Source organism: Pseudomonas sp. NPDC087817, assembly GCF_044742875.1.
In the GTDB taxonomy this organism is placed as follows: domain Bacteria; phylum Pseudomonadota; class Gammaproteobacteria; order Pseudomonadales; family Pseudomonadaceae; genus Aquipseudomonas.
Window position 1 is genome coordinate 39151 of the sequence record NZ_JBIUVJ010000029.1, and the last position, 19100, is coordinate 58250.

Sequence of the window (19100 nt, forward strand, 5' to 3'; positions counted from 1 at the left end):
AATGAAACGACTAAAAACAATAACTAAAAATACAACAACAAAATTACCATAAACTACAAAATTCAGATCAACTGGATCATCGTCTTCGGCGCCATGTTCTGGTCGATGATGGTGCACCGCCGTTCTACCGGGCAGGTCGCCGCAAAATTCCACGAAAGCACCACCGTCGAAATCCTCTGGACCATCGTGCCGTTCGTGATACTGGTGGCGATGGCCGTTCCGGCGACCGCCACCCTGATCAAGATGTACGACACCAGTGAGCCGGATATCGATATCCAGATCACCGGTTATCAGTGGAAGTGGCACTACAAATACCTGGGCCAGGACGTCGAGTTCTTCAGCAACCTGGCCACCCCCGCCGAACAGATCCACAACAAGGAAGCCAAGGGCGAGCATTACCTGCTCGAAGTCGACAAGCCATTGGTGCTGCCGACCGGGGCCAAAGTGCGCTTCCTTGTGACCTCCGCCGACGTTATCCACTCGTGGTGGGTGCCGGCGTTTGCGGTCAAGCGCGACGCGATTCCGGGGTTCGTCAACGAGGCGTGGACGCGCATCGACAAGCCCGGCATTTACCGTGGCCAGTGCGCCGAACTCTGCGGCAAGGATCACGGCTTCATGCCGATCGTGGTCGAGGTCAAGGAGAAGGCCGATTACGACAAGTGGCTCGCCGACCGCAAAGCCGAAGCCGCGCAGCTCAAAGAGTTGACCAGCAAGGAATGGACGCTCGACGAACTCAAGGAGCGTGGCGACAAGATCTATCACACCACCTGCGTCGCCTGTCACCAGGCCGAAGGCCAGGGCCTGCCGCCAATGTTCCCGGCACTCAAAGGCTCGAAAATCGCCACCGGACCGAAAGAAGGCCATTTGAGCATTGTCTTCCACGGCAAGCCCGGCACCGCCATGGCAGCGTTCGGCAAGCAGCTGTCGGAAGTCGATATCGCGGCGGTCGTGACCTATGAACGTAACGCCTGGGGCAACAACAAGGGCGACATGGTCACGCCAAAAGAAGTGCTGGAGCTGAAACAGGCGGAAAGCAAATGAGCCGGTCTATCGCGCAGACAATCCATCGGCCGGAGCATCGCGCCTCGGCCCGCCCAGCTCACTCGTTTACAGGAGACAGGCCATGAGCGCTGTAATCGATGACCACGGTCATGCCGACCACGCCCACGGCCCCGCCAAAGGCCTGATGCGCTGGGTGCTGACCACCAACCACAAGGACATCGGCACGCTGTACCTGTGGTTTGCGTTTTCCATGTTCCTGCTCGGCGGTACGTTCGCGATGGTGATTCGTGCCGAACTGTTCCAGCCGGGACTGCAGATCGTCGAGCCGGCGTTCTTCAACCAGATGACCACCATGCACGGTCTGGTGATGGTCTTCGGTGCGGTCATGCCGGCCTTCGTCGGCCTCGCCAACTGGATGATCCCGTTGATGATCGGTGCGCCGGACATGGCCCTGCCACGGATGAACAACTTCAGCTTCTGGCTGTTGCCGGCAGCCTTCATCCTGCTGGTTTCGACCCTGTTCACCGCCGGTGGCGGGCCGAATTTCGGCTGGACGTTCTACGCACCGCTGTCGACGACCTACGCCCCGGAAAGCGTCACCTACTTCATCTTCGCCATCCACTTGATGGGCATCAGTTCGATCATGGGCGCGATCAACGTGGTCGCCACCATCCTCAACCTGCGCGCCCCCGGCATGACCCTGATGAAAATGCCGCTGTTCGTCTGGACCTGGCTGATCACCGCGTTCCTGCTGATAGCGGTGATGCCGGTGCTGGCCGGGTGCGTGACGATGATGCTGATGGATATCCACTTCGGCACCAGTTTCTTCAGTGCCGCCGGTGGCGGTGACCCGGTGCTGTTCCAGCATGTGTTCTGGTTCTTCGGGCATCCCGAGGTGTACATCATGATCCTGCCGGCGTTCGGCGCCGTCAGCTCGATCATCCCGACGTTTTCGCGCAAGCCGCTGTTCGGCTACACCTCGATGGTCTACGCCACAGCGAGCATCGCGTTTCTGTCATTCATCGTCTGGGCGCACCACATGTTCGTGGTAGGCATCCCGCTGGTGGGCGAGCTGTTCTTCATGTACGCGACCCTGCTGATCGCGGTGCCGACCGGGGTGAAAGTGTTCAACTGGGCCAGCACCATGTGGCAGGGCTCACTGACCTTCGAAACGCCGATGCTGTTTGCCGTGGCGTTCGTGATCCTGTTCTCCATCGGCGGTTTCTCCGGGCTGATGCTGGCCATCGCCCCGGCGGACTTCCAGTATCAGGACACCTACTTCGTGGTCGCGCATTTCCACTACGTGCTGGTGCCGGGGGCGATCTTCGGGATCTTCGCCTCCACCTACTACTGGCTGCCGAAATGGACCGGCCACATGTACGACGAAACCCTCGGCAAGCTGCATTTCTGGCTGTCGTTCGTCGGCATGAACCTGACGTTCTTCCCGATGCACTTCGTCGGTCTGGCGGGGATGCCACGACGGATTCCGGACTACAACCTGCAATTCGCCGACTTCAACATGGTCTCCTCGATTGGCGCGTTCATGTTCGGCACCACGCAGCTGTTCTTTCTGTTCATCGTGATCAAGACCATTCGCGGCGGCCCGCCGGCACCGGCCAAACCGTGGGATGGCGCTGAAGGCCTGGAATGGAGCGTGCCGTCCCCGGCGCCGTATCACACCTTCACCACACCGCCGGAAGTGAAATGAACACTTTCCGCCCTGTGACAAACATTGTGGGAGCTGGCTTGCCAGCGATGGGGCCATTGCAGTGTGTCAGTCAGGCAGCCATCGCTGGCAAGCCAGCTCCCACAGGGTTCTCGGCAGAGGGTTGGAACCATGGCTGACTCGATCTCGATGAAAAAACTCGTCACCCGCCTGCTCGGGGTGGTGGTGGCGATGTTTGTCTTCGGCTTTGCCCTGGTGCCGATCTACGACGTGATGTGCAAAGCGTTCGGCATCAACGGCAAGACCGCCGGGCAGTACGAGGGCGAGCAGGTGGTCGACACTTCGCGCCAGGTGCGCGTGCAGTTTCTGTCGACCAACACCGCCGACATGCCATGGGATTTCTACCCCAAGCACGACGAACTCACCGCCAACCCCGGCGCGGTCAACGAGATGATCTTCATCGCGCGCAACCCCACCGACAAACCGATGAGTGCGCAAGCCGTGCCGAGCATCGCGCCGAGCAACGCGGCGGCGTATTTCCACAAGACCGAATGTTTTTGTTTTACCCAGCAGGTGCTGCAGCCCGGTCAGCAGATCGAGATGCCGGTGCGCTTCATTGTTGACCGCGACATGCCCAAGGATGTGAAGCACCTGACGCTGTCCTACACGCTGTTCGATATCACCGCCCGACATCCTCCGGTAGCTGTAAACACTGGCGGTTGAGCGTGCCCGATAAGGAGAACAATAAATGGCAACTCATGAGCATTATTACGTTCCGGCCCAGAGCAAATGGCCGATTATCGCCACCTTCGGCATGGCCATCACCGTGTACGGCCTCGCCACCTGGTTCAACGATCTAAAAGCCGCACGCCCGGAATCCCATGGGCCGTACATCTTTTTCGTCGGCGGACTGCTGCTGGCGTACATGCTGTTCGGCTGGTTCGGCACGGTGATCAAGGAAAGCCGTTCGGGACTGTACAGCCCGCAGCTTGATCGCTCGTTTCGCTGGGGCATGAGTTGGTTCATCTTTTCCGAGGTGATGTTCTTCGCCGCGTTCTTCGGTGCGCTGTTTTACGTGCGACACGTCTCCGGCCCGGCGCTGGGTGGCGAAGGCCCGAAAGGCATCGCCCACATGCTCTGGCCGAACTTCCAGTTCACCTGGCCGCTGCTGCATACCCCGGATCCGAAACTGTTCCCGCCACCGAAGGAAGTCATCAGCCCGTGGGGCCTGCCGCTGATCAACACGATTCTGCTGGTCAGCTCCAGTGTGACCATCACCATCGCCCACCATGCGCTGAAGAAGGGCCATCGCGGCGCGCTGAAAATCTGGCTGGCGATCACCGTGCTGCTCGGCTGCGCGTTCCTCGGTTTCCAGGCTGAGGAATACATTCACGCCTACCACGAACTGGGGCTGACCCTCGGTTCGGGCATTTATGGCGCGACATTCTTCATGCTCACCGGTTTCCACGGCGCCCACGTGACCATCGGCACGATCATTCTGTTTGTGATGCTGATGCGCATCATGAAGGGCCACTTCGACGCCGAGCATCAGTTCGGTTTCGAAGCGGCGAGCTGGTATTGGCACTTCGTCGATGTGGTGTGGATCGGCTTGTTCATCTTCGTTTACGTGCTCTGAGGAGCAACGCTACCAAGGCGCATGCGACACCAGTTGGCCGCTGTAGAAACCCCAGGCGATCAAGCCGACGGTCGCAGCGGCCAATGCCACCCGAACACTCAAGGCGATGACCAGGCGATTCGAGCTGCTGTCGTCCTTGACCAGGAAAAACAGGCCGCTGAACAGGCTGATCACCGTGGCAATCAGCAGCACGACGATGGCTGCTTTGAGCATGGGAAGACTCCGGGGGACAGGCGATGCAGTTGAGTATAGCGATCGCGACGACTGACTTTGTGGCGCAGCCATGAAGCGCTTTCGTCCGGGCGTGATACCGACCGTGGTGGTGGCGTTGTTGCTGCCGCTGCTGGTGTCGCTGGGCTTCTGGCAACTGGGCCGGGGCGCGGAGAAAACCGCCCTGCTCGCCAGTTATGCCGAACGTCGCGCCGCCGAGCCGATGGCCAGCAGCGAATTGCTGCACAGCGCCGACCCGGCCTATCGCCGCGTGCATCTATATGGCCAGTTCGACGCCGCGCACAGCTTGCTGCTCGACAACCGCCAGCGGAACGGCAAAGTCGGTGTCGAACTGCTGCAACCGTTTCAGGATCAACGCAGCGGCCTGTGGCTGCTGGTCAATCGCGGTTGGCTGCCGTGGCCGGATCGCCGCGTGCCGCCGCAATTCACCACGCCCACTGATGCGCTGAATCTCGACGCCTGGGTCTACGTCGCCCCCGGCGCAACCTTCCAGTTGCACGCCGATCCGGTCAGCAGCACCTGGCCGCAAACCATCACCGCCGTCGAGCCGGCCAAGTTGTGGAAAACCCTCGACCGCGACGGCTTCGCCTACGAGGTGCGTGCAGAACACGGCCCGGCCAGCTACGAGGCCGATTGGCCGGTGGTCGCCATGGGCCCGGAAAAACACCTCGGTTACGCCGTGCAGTGGTTCGCCATGGCCACTGCCCTGCTCGGCCTCTACCTCTATTTGGGCTTGCACAACGCAAAGGAGAAAAACCATGGGAACGGCCATGAATCCACCCAGCATGTCTGAGGCGAAACCTGCCGCCACCCGTCGGCGTGGGCGCATTCAACTGCTGCTGATTGTGCTCGGCGTGATCGGTCCGATGATCCTCGCCACCGGCATGTACAAGTTGCAGTTCTGGGTGCCGGAGGGCCGCAGCTACCACGGCGAACTGATCGGCAACGGTCAGACTCGCGCCGACCTTGGCGTGGTCGCCGATGAGCAGCGCTGGCAGATGCTGGTCACCGCGCCCAAGGATTGCGCCGTCGATTGCCAGCAGTTGGTGTATCTGGCGCGGCAGATCCAGATCGGCCTCGGTCGTGATGCCAGCCGCGCCAGCCACGCCCTGGCCGCCGCACAGCCTTTGGGTGCTGACTACGAGGCCAAATTGACCCGTGAATATCCGCAACTTCAACGCTACCCACTGGATGTCACCACCTTCAGCAAGACCACTGGCGACAAAGCCACCCCACAACTGTGGATCATCGACCCGCATGGCAATCTGGTGCTGCGCTACGACCCGAACGTCAAAGGCAAGGACCTGCTCAACGACCTGCGTCACCTGCTGAAACTGTCGAACATCGGATAAGGGCATCGTCATGGCCAAACCTGGATTTCGCCTCGCGCTGTTTGCCACCCTGCTGGCCCTGATTGTGGTGCTGCTCGGCGCCTACACCCGTCTGACCCACGCAGGTCTGGGCTGTCCGGACTGGCCGGGCTGCTACGGCTTTATCAGCGTGCCGAAAAGCGAAGCCCAACTGGCCCATGCCGAACTGCATTACCCCGACTCGCCGGTGGAGGCGCACAAGGGCTGGAACGAGATGATCCACCGCTACTTCGCCGGCACCCTCGGCCTGCTCATTTCGATTCTGGCCGGGCGCGCCTGGGTCAATCGGCGTCATCCGGGGCTGCCGTTGAAACTGCCGCTGTTTCTGTTGGCGGTGGTGTTTGCGCAAGCGGCGTTCGGCATGTGGACGGTGACGCTCAAGCTCTGGCCGCAAGTGGTCACCGGGCATTTGCTTGGCGGTTTTGCGACCTTGAGCCTGCTGTTTTTGCTGACGTTGCGATTGTCCGGGGTGCTGCCGGCGCTGACCGTGCCCAAGCGTTTGCAGTATTGGGCGACCGCTGGCCTGTTACTGGTGATCGGCCAGATCGCCCTCGGTGGCTGGGTCAGTTCCAATTATGCAGCGGTGGCCTGCATCGACTTCCCGACCTGCCACGGCCAATGGCTGCCACCCGCCGACTTCGCCAACGGCTTTCACCTGACTCAACACATCGGCCCGAATTATCTGGGTGGACAACTCGACAGCGGTGCGCGCACGGCGATTCATTTGACCCACCGCATCGGCGCGCTGTTGGTGACGTTGGTGCTGCTCGGTCTGGCGTGGCAATTGAAAGTGGTCGGCATGACGCGGTTGGCCGGATTAGTCGTGGTCGCGCTCGGCGCACAGATCACCCTCGGCATCAGCAACGTGCTGTTCCATCTGCCGCTGCCGGTGGCCGTGGCGCATAACGCCGGCGGTGCGGCGCTGTTAATGACCATGGTGCTGGTCAATTACCACGCGCGGACCAGTCTGGTCCGGGTCAAACAACCGGTGCTCGCGCGCTGGCGCCTGAGCCCGCGTAAACACGCGGCCGCGCCCATCACAATAAAAGGAGAAACGCCGTGGCGATTCTGATTGGCGAACGCCCGCATCAGGCGATCTGGCGTGACTATCTGGAGCTGACCAAGCCAAAAGTCGTGGTGCTGATGCTGATCACCTCGCTGGTCGGCATGTTCCTCGCGACCCGCGCCGGGGTGCCGTGGACGGTGCTGGTGTTCGGCAATCTGGGCATCGCGCTGTGTGCCGGCGGTGCGGCTGCGGTCAATCATGTGGTGGATCGGCGCATTGATGCGGTGATGGCGCGCACGCATAAACGGCCAATGGCCGAGGGCCGGGTTTCGCCTGCCGCTGCACTGACCTTTGCGCTGGTGTTGGCGCTGCTCGGTCAGGCGTTGCTGCTGACCTTCACCAATGCGCTGACGGCATGGCTGACGCTGGCTTCGCTGCTCGGTTACGCGGTGATCTACACCGGTTTCCTTAAACGCGCGACGCCGCAGAACATCGTCATCGGCGGCCTCGCCGGCGCCGCACCGCCGCTGCTCGGCTGGACCGCCGCCACCGGCCACGTCAGCGCCGAACCGCTGTTGCTGGTGCTGATCATCTTCGCCTGGACGCCGCCGCACTTCTGGGCGCTGGCGATCCATCGCAAAGAGGAATACGCCAAGGCCGACATCCCGATGCTGCCGGTCACTCACGGCGAGCACTACACCAAGGTGCACATTCTGCTGTACACCTTCGCGCTGCTGGCGGTGAGTCTGCTGCCGTACGTGATCCACATGAGCGGCGCGCTCTACCTGATATGCGCCCTCGCCCTCGGCGCGAGGTTTCTGCAATGGGCCGTGGTGCTGTACCGTGGCACTCGGCCGCACGCGGCGATCAACACCTTCAAGTACTCTATCTGGTACTTGTTTCTGCTGTTCATCGCCCTGCTCGTAGACCACTACTTACTGTTGAACCTATGACTCGAACCCAGAAAACCGTCTTCATCCTCGTCGCCGTGATCGCGCTGATCCTGGGACTTACCGTCAACAAGGTGCTGAGCGGCAAGGGCCAGGGCGACCCGACCGCGCTGATCGACGCCGGCATTATTCTGCTGCCGCAGAGCCGCACCCTGCCAAACGTGACGATGACCGATCAGGACGGCAAACCGGTCGCCATCGACGAGTTGAAGGGCAAGTGGAGCCTGCTGTTTTTCGGCTACACCTTCTGCCCGGACATCTGCCCGACCACATTGGCGCAACTGCGGCAGATCAAGAGCGAACTGCCTAAAGACGCTGTGGATAAGTTGCAGATCGTATTGGTCAGCGTTGATCCGAATCGGGATAACCCGAAGCAGTTGAAGCAGTACCTGGGTTACTTTGATCCGCAGTTCGTTGGCCTTACGCCGAGCTCAATCGAAGAACTGCAAAAGGTCGCCAACGCGGTGAGCATTCCGTTTATTCCGGCGGACACCAGCAAGCCGAATTACACCGTGGATCACAGCGGGAATCTCGCGGTAATTGGCCCGGACGGGACGCAGCGTGGCTTTATCCGTGCGCCGTTGAACAACGCCAAACTGGTGGCGCAGCTGCCGGTGATGCTTAACCGCAAATAACCGCCTAAAGGCAAAAGCCCCTCACCCTAACCCTCTCCCGGAGGGAGAGGGAACTGAATGGGGGATGCTGAAGAAATACGCCGACGTGAAAGTGCTGGCCGAATCCATAATCGAATGAATCTTTCAGGTCGATGCATAGCGCCAGACACCTCGGTCGGCCCCCTCTCCCTCGGGAGAGGGCTGGGGTGAGGGGAAGCTTCACAGCAGCTCCAAAGCCAAACACCAGACACAAAAAAGGGGACGCACATTGCGTCCCCTTTTTCGTTGCAGCGATCTAAATCAGAACGCCGGCAGTACCGCGCCTTTGTACTTCTCGGTGATGAATTGCTTCACTTCCGGGCTGTGCAGGGCGGCAGCCAGTTTCTTCATTGCGTCGCTGTCCTTGTTGTCCGCACGGGACACGAGAATGTTCACGTAAGGCGAATCGTTGCCTTCGATCACCAGCGCGTCCTTGGACGGATCGAGCTTGGCTTCCAGCGCGTAGTTGGTGTTGATCAGGGCCAGATCGACCTGGGTCAGCACGCGCGGAATGGTCGCGGCTTCCAGTTCACGGATTTTCAGATCTTTCGGGTTTTGGGCGATGTCTTTGAGGGTCGACAGAATGTTGGTCGGGTCCTTCAGAGTGATCACGCCAGCCTTGGCCAGCAGCAACAGCGCACGGCCGCCGTTGGTGGCGTCGTTCGGGATCACCACGTTGGCGCCGCTTGGCAGGTCTTTCAGATCCTTGATCTTGCTCGAGTAAGCGCCCAGCGGTTCCAGGTGCACACCAGTCACAGCCACCAGGCTGGTGCCCTTGGCTTTGTTGAACTCATCGAGGTACGGCTGGTGCTGGAAGAAGTTGGCGTCCAGACGCTTTTCGGCAACCTGTACGTTTGGCTGAATGTAGTCGGTGAAGACCTTGACCTTCAGATCCACGCCTTCTTTGGCCAGAGCCGGCTTCACGAATTCGAGGATTTCCGCGTGCGGCACCGGAGTGGCGGCAACGGTCAGGGTTTCGGCGTGGGCCGAGAATGCCGCAACGGCAGCGAAAGCAGCGATCAGTTTTTTCATTCAGCTAACTCCTTTTGGGGCGCCCGTGTGGCGCCTGCCAGCGAATGGCCGGCTCATCTCTAAGTTACAAAAACCGGTTATTTGCGCGAGAAATGTACGACCAGTCGATCACCGACCATTTGCAACACTTGCACCAGGATCAACAGCAGCACCACGGTGACGATCATCACGTCGGTCTGGAAACGCTGATAACCGAAACGGATCGCCAGGTCACCCAGGCCACCGGCGCCGACCACACCGGCCATCGCCGTATAGGACACCAAGGTAATCGCCGTCACCGTTATCGCTGCAAAGATGCCCGGACGGGCTTCCGGCAGCAAGGCGTTCATGATGATCTGCCGCGTGGTCGCACCCATCGACTGGGTCGCTTCGATGATGCCGCGATCGACTTCACGCAGCGCGGTTTCCACCAGACGCGCGAAGAACGGCGTGGCCCCGACCACCAGCGGTGGAATCGCACCGGCCACACCCAGCGACGTACCGGTGATCAGCACGGTGAACGGGATCATCACGATCAACAGAATAATGAACGGTAGCGAACGCAGAATGTTCACCGCCAGCGACATGACCGCGTAGAAGCCACGGTTTTCCAGAAGCTGACGCGGGCTGCAGAGGAACAGCAACACGCCCAGCGGCAGGCCGAGCAGCACGGTGAACAGCAGCGAACCGCCAAGCATCAGCATGGTGTCGCCGGTGGCCAGCCAGATTTCGTACCAGTCGATATTGGTGAAGAAACTGATCAGGTCTTCCATTAGCGCAATACCTCCATGTGAACGTCAGCGGCGGTGAAGCGGGCGAAGGCCGCTTCCATGTCGCCACCGGTGACGGCGAGGGTCAATTGCCCGTACGGAATGTCTTTGATGCGGTCGATGCGACCGGCGAGGATGCTGTAGTCGACGCCGGTTTCCCGGGCGACGGTGCCAAGCAACGGCGCGTAGGTCGCTTCGCCCTGGAAGGTCAGACGCACGATGCGGCCGGGCACGTGAGCGAAGTCATCGCGCTGCTCGCTTTCGTCGATCTGCTCGCTTTCCTGGACGAAACGCTTGGTGGTCGGGTGCTGCGGCTGCAGGAACACATCGGCCACCGAACCTTGCTCGACGATCACGCCGGCATCCATCACGCCGACCTGATCGCAGACGCGGCGGATCACATCCATCTCGTGGGTGATCAGCACGATGGTCAGCTTCAGTTCGCGGTTGATCTCGGCCAGCAGTTGCAGAACCGACGCCGTGGTTTGCGGGTCGAGAGCGCTGGTGGCCTCGTCGCAGAGCAGGATTTTCGGCTTGGTCGCCAGGGCGCGGGCGATGCCGACGCGCTGCTTCTGGCCGCCGGACAACTGCGCCGGGTACTTCTTGGCGTGATCGGACAGGCCGACGCGCTTGAGCAGCTCGGCGACGCGCTTGTTGATTTCGCTGCTCGACAACTCACCGGCCAGGGTCAGCGGCAACGCAACGTTGTCGGCCACGGTCTTGGAGGCGAGCAGGTTGAAGTGCTGGAAGATCATCCCGACTTGCTGGCGGAAACGGCGCAGGCCGTTGGCATCCAGCGCGGTGACTTCTTCGCCGTCGACGATGATCTTGCCGCCACTGGATTGTTCCAGGCGATTGATCAGACGCAGCAGGGTACTTTTGCCCGCACCGGAATGACCGATCAGGCCGAAGACCTGACCGTTCTCAATCTTCAGACTGGTCGGGTGCAGGGCGGGAATGTCCTTACCGGCGACGCGGTAAGTCTTGTGGACGTTTTGAAACTCGATCACGTAGCGAACCTTGTGGGGCGCGTTAGAAAAGGATCAGCGGTTAGCCGGGCGCGCATTTTAGCCTGTCCGTATAGAGGTTCTTAGCATTTATTTCGCAATTAACCTTCGATTTGGCAATAACAAGATCAAAGGTCATAAAAAAGGAACGCCCGTTCCTGCTCATCGGTCACTAGTTAAGCGACTTGAAACCCTGGGTAACCGTGCCCGGAAACGCTCAAGAGTCCCCGTTGAAAAGGGGTCAAACGAGGAGTTTACGTCTGATGAGTACCAAGAAACCTACCACCGGCAAAAGTGAACTGGCTGGAACCGATACCCCGGATCGCGCCAACACCAATACCAAACTCGACAGCCTGGAGAAATTTCGCTCCGACGCCACCGGCCAGGCCCTGCGCACCAACCATGGCGTGAAAATCGCCGACAACCAGAACACCCTCAAGGTGGGCGCCCGCGGCCCATCGCTGCTGGAAGACTTCATCATGCGTGAAAAGATCACGCACTTTGACCATGAGCGGATCCCGGAGCGCATCGTCCACGCCCGCGGCACCGGCGCACACGGTTTCTTTCAGGCTTACGAGAACCATGCCGCGCTGACCAAGGCTGGCTTCCTACAGGATCCGGGGAAAAAGACCCCGGTATTCGTGCGCTTTTCCACTGTGCAAGGACCCCGCGGCTCCGGCGACACCGTACGTGACGTGCGCGGTTTCGCGGTGAAGTTCTTCACCGATGAAGGTAACTTCGACCTGGTCGGCAACAACATGCCGGTGTTCTTCATTCAGGATGCGATCAAGTTTCCCGACTTCGTCCACGCGGTAAAACCTGAACCGCACAACGAAATCCCGACCGGCGGCTCTGCTCACGATACATTCTGGGACTTTGTCTCGCTGGTGCCGGAATCGGCGCACATGGTCATTTGGGCCATGTCTGACCGGGCGATCCCGAAAAGCCTGCGCAGCATGCAGGGCTTCGGCGTGCACACCTTCCGCCTGGTCAACGCCGAGGGCAAATCGCGCTTCGTCAAATTCCACTGGCGCCCTACCGCCGGCACTTGCTCGCTGGTCTGGGACGAAGCGCAGAAGCTCGCCGGTAAAGACACCGACTACCACCGTCGCGATCTCTGGGAAGCCATCGAGATGGGCGACTACCCGGAATGGGAGCTGGGCGTGCAGGTCATCGAGGAGGAAAACGAGCATGACTTCGATTTCGACATCCTCGACCCGACCAAGCTGATCCCCGAAGAAATCGTGCCGATTACGCCGCTGGGCAAAATGACCCTCAATCGCAATCCGGACAACTTCTTCGCCGAGACCGAGCAGGTCGCGTTCTGCCCGGGCCATATCGTGCCGGGGATCGACTTCTCCAACGACCCGCTGCTGCAAGGTCGTCTGTTTTCCTACACCGATACGCAGATCAGCCGACTTGGCGGGCCGAACTTTCACGAGCTGCCGATCAACCGCCCGGTCGCGCCGTTCCACAACGGTCAGCGTGATGCCCAGCACCGCACGGTGATCGACAAGGGTCGTGCGTCTTACGAGCCGAACTCGATTGACGGTGGCTGGCCGAAAGAAACTCCGCCGGCCGCGCAGGACGGTGGTTTCGAGACGTACCCGGAACGCATCGACGCCGCCAAGATCCGCCAGCGCAGCGAATCGTTCAGCGATCACTTCTCGCAAGCACGGCTGTTCTTCAACAGCATGAGTGCCCATGAGAAAGAGCACATCATCGCCGCCTATAGCTTCGAGCTGGGCAAGGTTGAGCGCGAGTTCATCCGAGCACGTGAGGTGAACGAGATTCTCGCCAACATCGATCTGGAACTGGCCAAACGTGTGGCGGCCAATCTGGGTCTGCCGGCACCAACCAAAGGCACGGTGGAGGTGCGCAAAACCTCCTTCGACAATTCGCCTTCGCTGAGTCAGGCCAATCTGTTACCGGAGAACATCAAGACGCGAAAAGTGGCAATTCTTGCGGCGAACGGCGTCGATGGTGCAGCGATTGACGCAATGAAGAAAGCCTTGGCTGCTGAAGGTGCGCATGCCAAGTTGCTTGGCCCGACTTCGGCGCCAGTGAAGACTGCCGACGGTAAAAGCTTGCCAGTGGATGCATCGATGGAAGGCATGCCGTCGGTAATTTTCGATGCGGTGTTCGTGCCGGGTGGTGCGGCGTCGGTCAAAGCACTAAGCGGTGACGGCGTGGCTCTGCATTACGTGCTGGAGGCATACAAGCATCTGAAGGCGATTGCACTTCAGGGCGAAGCCAAGCAGTTGTTGGATGTGTTGAAGCTGGAGGCAGATGCCGGGTTGCTGGAGGGCAAGGATGTTGGTGCGCTGACCAAGCCGTTCTTTGCCGCGATCGGGCAGCATCGGGTCTGGGCTCGGGAGCCTAAGGCGAAAGCCATTCCGGCCTAAGAAATTAGGCGACTGGTAAGACGTCATCGCGGGCAAGCCCGGTCCCACAGGATCACACTGTACCTGTGGGAGCGGGCTTGCGCGCGATGCTTTTACGGTTTACGCGGAATCAGAACCATCTGCGCCGGAACTGTGCGCACGATCTGCTTATGGATCTGCAGATCGAAATCCGGATTCAACTTCTTCACGCGCTTGCTCAGCAACGTCGACAACCATGGATAGTCATTGGTACGCGGCGCCTGAATGGTCACTGCACACTCATAATTCACCACATCGGCGGCGATCGCATCCAGTTGGCGGCGAAGTTTGCGGCTATCGGTGATATTCAGTGCAACCGTGGTGCTCTCGGCAGTCGGGTCGATCACCTTGGCTTTGGGCTTGGCTTCGGCCGCGAGCAACGCCGCTTCAGCCTTTTCCAGCTCAGCCTTGCGCGCTTCGGTGATGGCACCATTGACGCCACCGGTCAGCGCCGGGGCTTTAGGCATCAACGCACGAGCACGGCTCAGCGCCGTGGCCGCTGCATTCACATCACCTTTCTGCAGCACGATCTGGCTGCGGCGCAGATACGCTTCGGCCAATTGCCGCTGGTATTGCTCAAGGGACTGATCGTTGGGGGTTTCGACCTGCAAAGCGGCCAGTTGGTCTTCGGCGGTGGCCAGTTCGCTGCTGGCCAGGCTTTGCTCCAGCTGTGCGATGGCCGTAGCCCGCGCATCGGGGACTTCGGCCACCGGCGGCGTGCTTTGGCAGGCGCCCAGCAGCACGGAAAATGCGACAAGGAGCAGATAACGGGAGGCGAACGGCTTCATTCCTGCGACTCTCTAATTGCGCAAAAAGCGAGCAAGTCTACACCCCTCGACGGGGCAGAACAAAACTCAGCAGAAACAGTGCGGCCGCCGTCACAACGATTGACGGGCCGGCCGGGGTGTCCTTGAACCATGACAGCGCCAGCCCGCCACATACGGCGAGTATGCCCAGCAGGCTCGCGCCCAGGGCCATCTGCTCCGGCGAACGGGCGTGACGCTGTGCCGCAGCCGCCGGGATGATCAACAGCGAAGTAATCAGCAACACACCGACGATTTTCATCGCCACCGCGATCACCACCGCAATCAACAACATCAGCGCCATACGCAGACCCGCCACCGGCAAGCCCTCGACCTTGGCCAGCTCTTCATGCACGGTGATCGCCAGCAATGGCCGCCACAGCGCCACCAGCACAACCAGCACCGCCGCGCTGCCGCCAAGGATCCACGCCAGATCGGTCGGACTGATCGCCAGCAGGTCGCCGAACAGATAGCCCATGAGGTCAATCCGCACTTCATGCATGAAGCTTAGTACCACCAGCCCGAGAGAGAGCGTGCTCGGCGCGAGAATTCCCAACAACGTGTCAGACGCCAGCGGTTGACGCTGTTGCAGCGTCACCAGCAGCACCGCCAGCAGCAGGCAGCCGACCGTCACCGCTACCGTCGGGCTGACATCCAGCAAAAAGCCCAGCGCCACGCCGAGCAAAGCCGCGTGGGACAAGGTATCGCCGAAATAGGCCATGCGCCGCCAGACCACAAACGAGCCGAGCGGTCCTGCAACAATCGCCAGCGCCAGACCTGCAAGCAGGGCATACAACAGAAAATCAGCCATGCTTGCAGTTGTCTCCGTGAACGTGAGGTTGGCCAATAACCGGCCCTTTGACTACCGAGCCATGCAGGTCGTGAGCATGGTCGTGATGGTGGTGATAAATCGCCAGGCTCTGTGCGTTCTTGCCGAACAGCTCGACGAACGCCGGGTCGCCGCTGACCTGCTCGGGATGCCCGGAGCAGCAGACGTGACGGTTGAGGCAAACGACCTGGTCGGTGGTGCTCATCACCAGATGCAAATCGTGCGACACCATCAACACGCCGCAACCGTGGCGATCGCGCAGACGGGTGATCAGGCTGTAGAGCTCGGCCTGGCCCGCAACGTCGACGCCTTGCACCGGCTCGTCGAGCACCAGCAATTCCGGTTCGCGCAGCAGCGCCCGGGCCAACAGCACACGCTGCATTTCACCACCGGAAACGCTTTGCACCGGGCTGTCGATGACATGTTCGGCGCCGACTTCCTTCAACGCCGCCAACGCACGCGGGCGATCAACCCCCGGCACCAGTCGCAGAAAACGCAGGACCGAAAGCGGCAAGGTCGGATCGACGTGGAGTTTTTGCGGCATGTAGCCGACGCGCAGTTTCGGCTTGCGCCAGACGCTGCCGCTGTCCGGCTTCAACAGCCCGAGTACGGCGCGTACCAGCGTGGTCTTGCCGGCGCCATTAGGGCCGATCAGGGTGACGATCTGCCCCGGCTCGACGCTCAGCTCGATGTTGTCCAGCACAGCCTGCCCGGCAAACGTCACGGCGACCTGTTCCAGACGGATCAGCGCGTTGCTCATCAAGCCCCCTGGCAACCGGAGCAGAGGCCGACGACTTCGACGGTCTGCGCCTCGACGATGAAACCAACGTCCTTGGCGCTGTTGATGATCGCGTCGCTGATCACTTTCTGCTCAAGTTCGATAGCGGCGTGGCAGTCGCGGCAGATCAGGAATTGGCCCTGATGCGCGTGTTCCGGGTGCACGCAGCCGACGAAGGCGTTGAGCGAGGAGATGCGATGCACCAAGCCGTTTTCCAGGAGGAAATCCAGCGCACGGTACACGGTAGGCGGCGCAGCGCGGCGACCGTCCTGCTCGCTGAGCACGGCGAGGATGTCGTAGGCGCCCAGCGGCTTGTGGCTCTGCCACACCAGCTCCAGCACCCGACGGCGCAACGCGGTCAGGCGCAAGCCTTTCTGGGCGCACAAGGTATCGGCCTCGGACAATGCGCTGTGCACGCAATGAGAGTGGTCGTGGGGACGGCTGGCAATCGGTGTAATAGGCATGGGCGGCGACGAGTTTTGATAGAGACGTTATTATGTTACCCGTTCTCGCCTCCTTGAGTGGTCATCGTGCCCCGACTTTTTTCTGTTTTTGTGGCGTTTGTCGCCAGTTTTCTGCTGATCGGTTCGGCTCAGGCCGAAGTCAAAGTCCTCACCAGCATCAAACCGCTGCAGCTGATCGCAGCAGCCGTACAGGACGGCGTGGCGATTCCAGAAGTGCTGCTGCCGCCTGGCGCCTCGCCGCACAATTACGCCCTGCGCCCATCCGACGTACGGAAGGTGCAGTCGGTGGATCTGCTCTACTGGATCGGCCCGGACATGGAAGGTTTCCTGCCGCGCGTGCTCAACGGCCGGACGCTGCCGAGCGTGGCGGTGCAGGATCTGCCGGGGATGAAGTTGCGTCGTTTTGCTGAAGATAGCCATTCCCATGCCGAAGAGGCTGACGAGCATGATCACGATCACCGCCCGGGCACGCTGGATGCGCATTTGTGGCTATCGCCGGTCAACGCGCGGGTAATTGCCGACAAGATGGCAGCTGATTTGAGCGCTGCCGACCCGGCGAATGCCGAGCGTTATCAGAGCAATGCCAAGGCTTTCGACGAACGTCTGGATGCGCTGGATCAGCGTTTGAAGCAGCGTCTGGCCAGCGTTGAAGGCAAGCCGTACTTCGTCTTTCACGAAGCGTTCGATTACTTTGAAGAGGCTTATGGCCTGAAGCACACCGGCGTTTTCAGTGTGGCCGCCGAAGTGCAGCCGGGCGCGCAGCATGTCGCGGCGATGCGCAAGCGGTTGCAGGAAGTGGGCAAGACCTGTGTGTTCAGCGAGCCGCCGCTGCGTCCGCGTCTGGCAGAGACATTAGTGGCCGGCCTGCCGGTGAAACTGGCGGAGCTGGATGCGCTGGGCGGATACACCCCGGCGACAGCCCAGGGTTATGAACAGGTATTGGAAAAGTTGGGCAATGATCTGGCCGGCTGCCTGGAATCGTTGTAACAACCCAAAACCTGTGGCGAGGGAGCTTGCTCCCGCTTGAGTGCGCAGCACTCACAAAAATCTGGCTGAGTGCCAGAATTTTGGGGCCGCTGCGCAGCCCAGCGCGAGCAAGCTCGCTCGCCACAGTTCAGAGGGCGAAGGGTAAAGGTGTATTGACCGCCTGCCGCTGCGCCAAGCGCTCTTCAAATTCTTTCGGATCGTGAATCAGCACATCCTGCCCGGCAAACTGCTCTGCCGCGATCAACCGCGACAGCCAGAACCGCACACACGCCACGCGCAGCATGGTCGGCCATAGCTCGGCTTCTGCCGCCGTGAACGGACGCAATGTCGCATAGGCACCGAGGAACGCCCGCGCCCGAGGCCCATCGATCAGGCCGTCATCGTCCGAACACCAGTCGTTCAAGGCAATTGCCACGTCGTAGAGCATCGGCCCCGAGCAGGCGTTGTAGAAGTCGATCAGCCCGGTCAGGTGCGTACCTTCGAACATCGCGTTGTCGCGAAACAGGTCGGCATGAATATTCGCCCGAGGCAGCGCGAGAATCTTCTCTTTGCGCTCGGTGATTTCATCCAGGGCCTTTTGCAGCAGGGCACGCGGCTCATCGCTCAGATGCGAAAGAAACTCGGTGCCCTCCTCCAGCATCCAGTCCAGGCCACGATCGGTCTTGCGCTTGATCATGCGCTCGCCCTGCGTCGCCAGGTGCAGATGCGCCTGCAACTCGCCGACTTGCGCGCAATGCTGAGCGTTGGCGACCTTGATGTGCTTGCCGGACAGACGCGGTTGCAGCAGGGCCGGTTTGCCCTTCAGTTCACGCAACGCCATGCCGTCGGTGGTGCGCAGCGCATACGGCACCGGCAGATCGGCTTCGTGCAGCACGTCGAGCAGATCGATGAAGAACGGCATCTCCTGCAACGGGCCGCGCTCGACCAGGGTCAGGACGAATTCGCCCTGCTCCAGACTGATGAAGAAGTTGGTGTTTTCACTGCCGGCGGCGATCCCCTGGAAATCAAGCAGACGGCCAAGCCCGTAAGGGGCGAGAAAGGTTTCCAGCTCGGGCCGAGCCAGGGGAGTGAACACAGACATGGTTAAAAACTGCTCAGTTCTGGCGCCGCTTTCGCGCGGCGCCGATTAAAAGTCGGGAAACTTACTTCCAGGTAAAAATTTCCCACGACGGAATCAGCATATCCGGCTGATCAGATCGGATGTAGTTCGCATCCGTACCATCGGCGCGGACCAGGAAATACGGTTTGCCGCCCTTCGGCGTGACCTTGATCGCATACACGAAGCCACTGCGGCTGTATTCCTGAATGACCTTGTCGCCTTCCGTGTGCGTGTTGATGGTTACTTCCGGCTCCGAGGCCGGCGCATCATCCGCCGCCATCGCGGCCAATGGTGAGGCAGCAATCAGACTGACCAGCAGCAAGCGATTTAACGTACGCATGATAACCTTGTCCCTTTGTCGTCAACGGTCCCGCTATTCTAGCGCCGGGCCCGCCGAAAAGGTTGATGCTGCTCA

Annotated in this window: 20 protein-coding genes and 1 pseudogene; 11 read left to right on the forward strand and 10 right to left on the reverse strand. The window is 60.6% G+C overall.

What is annotated here, in order from left to right:
* Nucleotides 1–78: 78 nt before the first annotated feature.
* The 4 genes and pseudogenes from coxB to ACIONG_RS18485 form a co-directional block, all read left to right on the forward strand.
* Nucleotides 79–1041 (forward strand): annotated as a pseudogene (gene coxB, locus ACIONG_RS18470) (cytochrome c oxidase subunit II); the annotation flags it as partial.
* Nucleotides 1042–1123: 82 nt separating this feature from the next.
* A complete protein-coding gene (gene ctaD, locus ACIONG_RS18475) occupies nucleotides 1124–2710 on the forward strand; it encodes a cytochrome c oxidase subunit I (protein WP_103302942.1) in 1587 nt (528 codons plus the stop codon).
* Between the two features lie 129 nt (nucleotides 2711–2839).
* The gene (locus ACIONG_RS18480) at nucleotides 2840–3391 is read left to right on the forward strand and encodes a cytochrome c oxidase assembly protein (protein ID WP_103302941.1); all 552 of its coding nucleotides are present in this window, start codon (nucleotides 2840–2842) and stop codon (nucleotides 3389–3391) included.
* Nucleotides 3392–3416: 25 nt separating this feature from the next.
* On the forward strand, nucleotides 3417–4304 hold the full coding sequence (locus ACIONG_RS18485; protein ID WP_103302940.1) for a cytochrome c oxidase subunit 3: 888 nt from the start codon (nucleotides 3417–3419) through the stop codon (nucleotides 4302–4304).
* A 9-nt stretch (nucleotides 4305–4313) separates the two neighbouring features.
* Here the strand turns inward: ACIONG_RS18485 and ACIONG_RS18490 are convergent, their stop codons facing one another.
* Entirely contained in the window at nucleotides 4314–4517 is a 204-nt protein-coding gene (locus tag ACIONG_RS18490) for a twin transmembrane helix small protein (RefSeq protein WP_041073718.1), read from the reverse strand.
* Between the two features lie 70 nt (nucleotides 4518–4587).
* On the opposite strand from ACIONG_RS18490, the gene ACIONG_RS18495 reads away from it, so the two are divergent.
* From ACIONG_RS18495 to ACIONG_RS18515, 5 genes are read left to right on the forward strand one after another with little or no spacing between them, the layout of a single operon-like run.
* Entirely contained in the window at nucleotides 4588–5328 is a 741-nt protein-coding gene (locus ACIONG_RS18495; protein ID WP_401301752.1) for an SURF1 family protein, read from the forward strand.
* Entirely contained in the window at nucleotides 5294–5887 is a 594-nt protein-coding gene (locus tag ACIONG_RS18500) for a hypothetical protein (protein WP_103302938.1), read from the forward strand. The genes ACIONG_RS18495 and ACIONG_RS18500 overlap by 35 nt, the downstream gene beginning before the upstream one ends.
* 10 nt (nucleotides 5888–5897) lie before the next feature.
* A complete protein-coding gene (locus ACIONG_RS18505) occupies nucleotides 5898–6977 on the forward strand; it encodes a heme A synthase (RefSeq protein WP_401301755.1) in 1080 nt (359 codons plus the stop codon).
* Nucleotides 6965–7864 carry a heme o synthase gene (gene cyoE, locus ACIONG_RS18510; RefSeq protein ID WP_103302936.1) on the forward strand — a complete coding sequence of 300 codons (900 nt, stop codon included), beginning with the start codon at nucleotides 6965–6967 and terminating at the stop codon, nucleotides 7862–7864. The genes ACIONG_RS18505 and cyoE overlap by 13 nt, the downstream gene beginning before the upstream one ends.
* Nucleotides 7861–8496 (forward strand): SCO family protein, encoded by a 636-nt coding sequence (locus ACIONG_RS18515; RefSeq protein ID WP_213027129.1) that lies wholly within the window; start codon nucleotides 7861–7863, stop codon nucleotides 8494–8496. The genes cyoE and ACIONG_RS18515 overlap by 4 nt, the downstream gene beginning before the upstream one ends.
* A gap of 279 nt (nucleotides 8497–8775) precedes the next feature.
* Here the strand turns inward: ACIONG_RS18515 and ACIONG_RS18520 are convergent, their stop codons facing one another.
* The 3 genes from ACIONG_RS18520 to ACIONG_RS18530 form a co-directional block, all read right to left on the reverse strand.
* Nucleotides 8776–9546 (reverse strand): MetQ/NlpA family ABC transporter substrate-binding protein, encoded by a 771-nt coding sequence (locus tag ACIONG_RS18520; protein WP_103302933.1) that lies wholly within the window; start codon nucleotides 9544–9546, stop codon nucleotides 8776–8778.
* Nucleotides 9547–9623: 77 nt separating this feature from the next.
* On the reverse strand, nucleotides 9624–10298 hold the full coding sequence (locus tag ACIONG_RS18525; RefSeq protein WP_103302932.1) for a methionine ABC transporter permease: 675 nt from the start codon (nucleotides 10296–10298) through the stop codon (nucleotides 9624–9626).
* Entirely contained in the window at nucleotides 10298–11305 is a 1008-nt protein-coding gene (locus ACIONG_RS18530; RefSeq protein ID WP_401301760.1) for a methionine ABC transporter ATP-binding protein, read from the reverse strand. Before ACIONG_RS18530 ends, ACIONG_RS18525 begins: the two co-directional genes overlap by 1 nt.
* Nucleotides 11306–11565: 260 nt before the next feature.
* Here ACIONG_RS18530 and katE point away from each other — a divergent pair, with 260 nt between their 5' ends.
* Nucleotides 11566–13707: a catalase HPII gene (gene katE / locus ACIONG_RS18535; RefSeq protein WP_401301763.1), complete on the forward strand. Its 2142-nt coding sequence runs from the start codon at nucleotides 11566–11568 to the stop codon at nucleotides 13705–13707.
* 92 nt (nucleotides 13708–13799) lie between these two features.
* Here the strand turns inward: katE and ACIONG_RS18540 are convergent, their stop codons facing one another.
* From ACIONG_RS18540 to ACIONG_RS18555, 4 genes are read right to left on the reverse strand one after another with little or no spacing between them, the layout of a single operon-like run.
* Complete coding sequence (locus ACIONG_RS18540) at nucleotides 13800–14513, reverse strand: PA5502 family lipoprotein (RefSeq protein ID WP_103302929.1); 714 nt, start codon at nucleotides 14511–14513, stop codon at nucleotides 13800–13802.
* 37 nt (nucleotides 14514–14550) lie between these two features.
* Nucleotides 14551–15339: a zinc ABC transporter permease subunit ZnuB gene (znuB, locus tag ACIONG_RS18545; RefSeq protein WP_401301766.1), complete on the reverse strand. Its 789-nt coding sequence runs from the start codon at nucleotides 15337–15339 to the stop codon at nucleotides 14551–14553.
* Entirely contained in the window at nucleotides 15332–16117 is a 786-nt protein-coding gene (gene znuC / locus ACIONG_RS18550; protein ID WP_103302927.1) for a zinc ABC transporter ATP-binding protein ZnuC, read from the reverse strand. The genes znuB and znuC overlap by 8 nt, the downstream gene beginning before the upstream one ends.
* Nucleotides 16117–16599 carry a Fur family transcriptional regulator gene (locus tag ACIONG_RS18555; RefSeq protein WP_007911760.1) on the reverse strand — a complete coding sequence of 161 codons (483 nt, stop codon included), beginning with the start codon at nucleotides 16597–16599 and terminating at the stop codon, nucleotides 16117–16119. The genes znuC and ACIONG_RS18555 overlap by 1 nt, the downstream gene beginning before the upstream one ends.
* A gap of 57 nt (nucleotides 16600–16656) precedes the next feature.
* Between ACIONG_RS18555 and ACIONG_RS18560 the strand changes: the two genes are divergently transcribed.
* On the forward strand, nucleotides 16657–17586 hold the full coding sequence (locus tag ACIONG_RS18560; RefSeq protein ID WP_401301770.1) for a zinc ABC transporter substrate-binding protein: 930 nt from the start codon (nucleotides 16657–16659) through the stop codon (nucleotides 17584–17586).
* A gap of 127 nt (nucleotides 17587–17713) precedes the next feature.
* Here ACIONG_RS18560 and ACIONG_RS18565 read toward each other — a convergent pair whose 3' ends face one another.
* Both ACIONG_RS18565 and ACIONG_RS18570 read right to left on the reverse strand, forming a co-directional pair.
* Nucleotides 17714–18667 carry a homoserine kinase gene (locus tag ACIONG_RS18565; RefSeq protein WP_401301773.1) on the reverse strand — a complete coding sequence of 318 codons (954 nt, stop codon included), beginning with the start codon at nucleotides 18665–18667 and terminating at the stop codon, nucleotides 17714–17716.
* 61 nt (nucleotides 18668–18728) lie between these two features.
* Complete coding sequence (locus tag ACIONG_RS18570; RefSeq protein WP_213027124.1) at nucleotides 18729–19025, reverse strand: DUF2782 domain-containing protein; 297 nt, start codon at nucleotides 19023–19025, stop codon at nucleotides 18729–18731.
* Nucleotides 19026–19100: the final 75 nt, after the last annotated feature.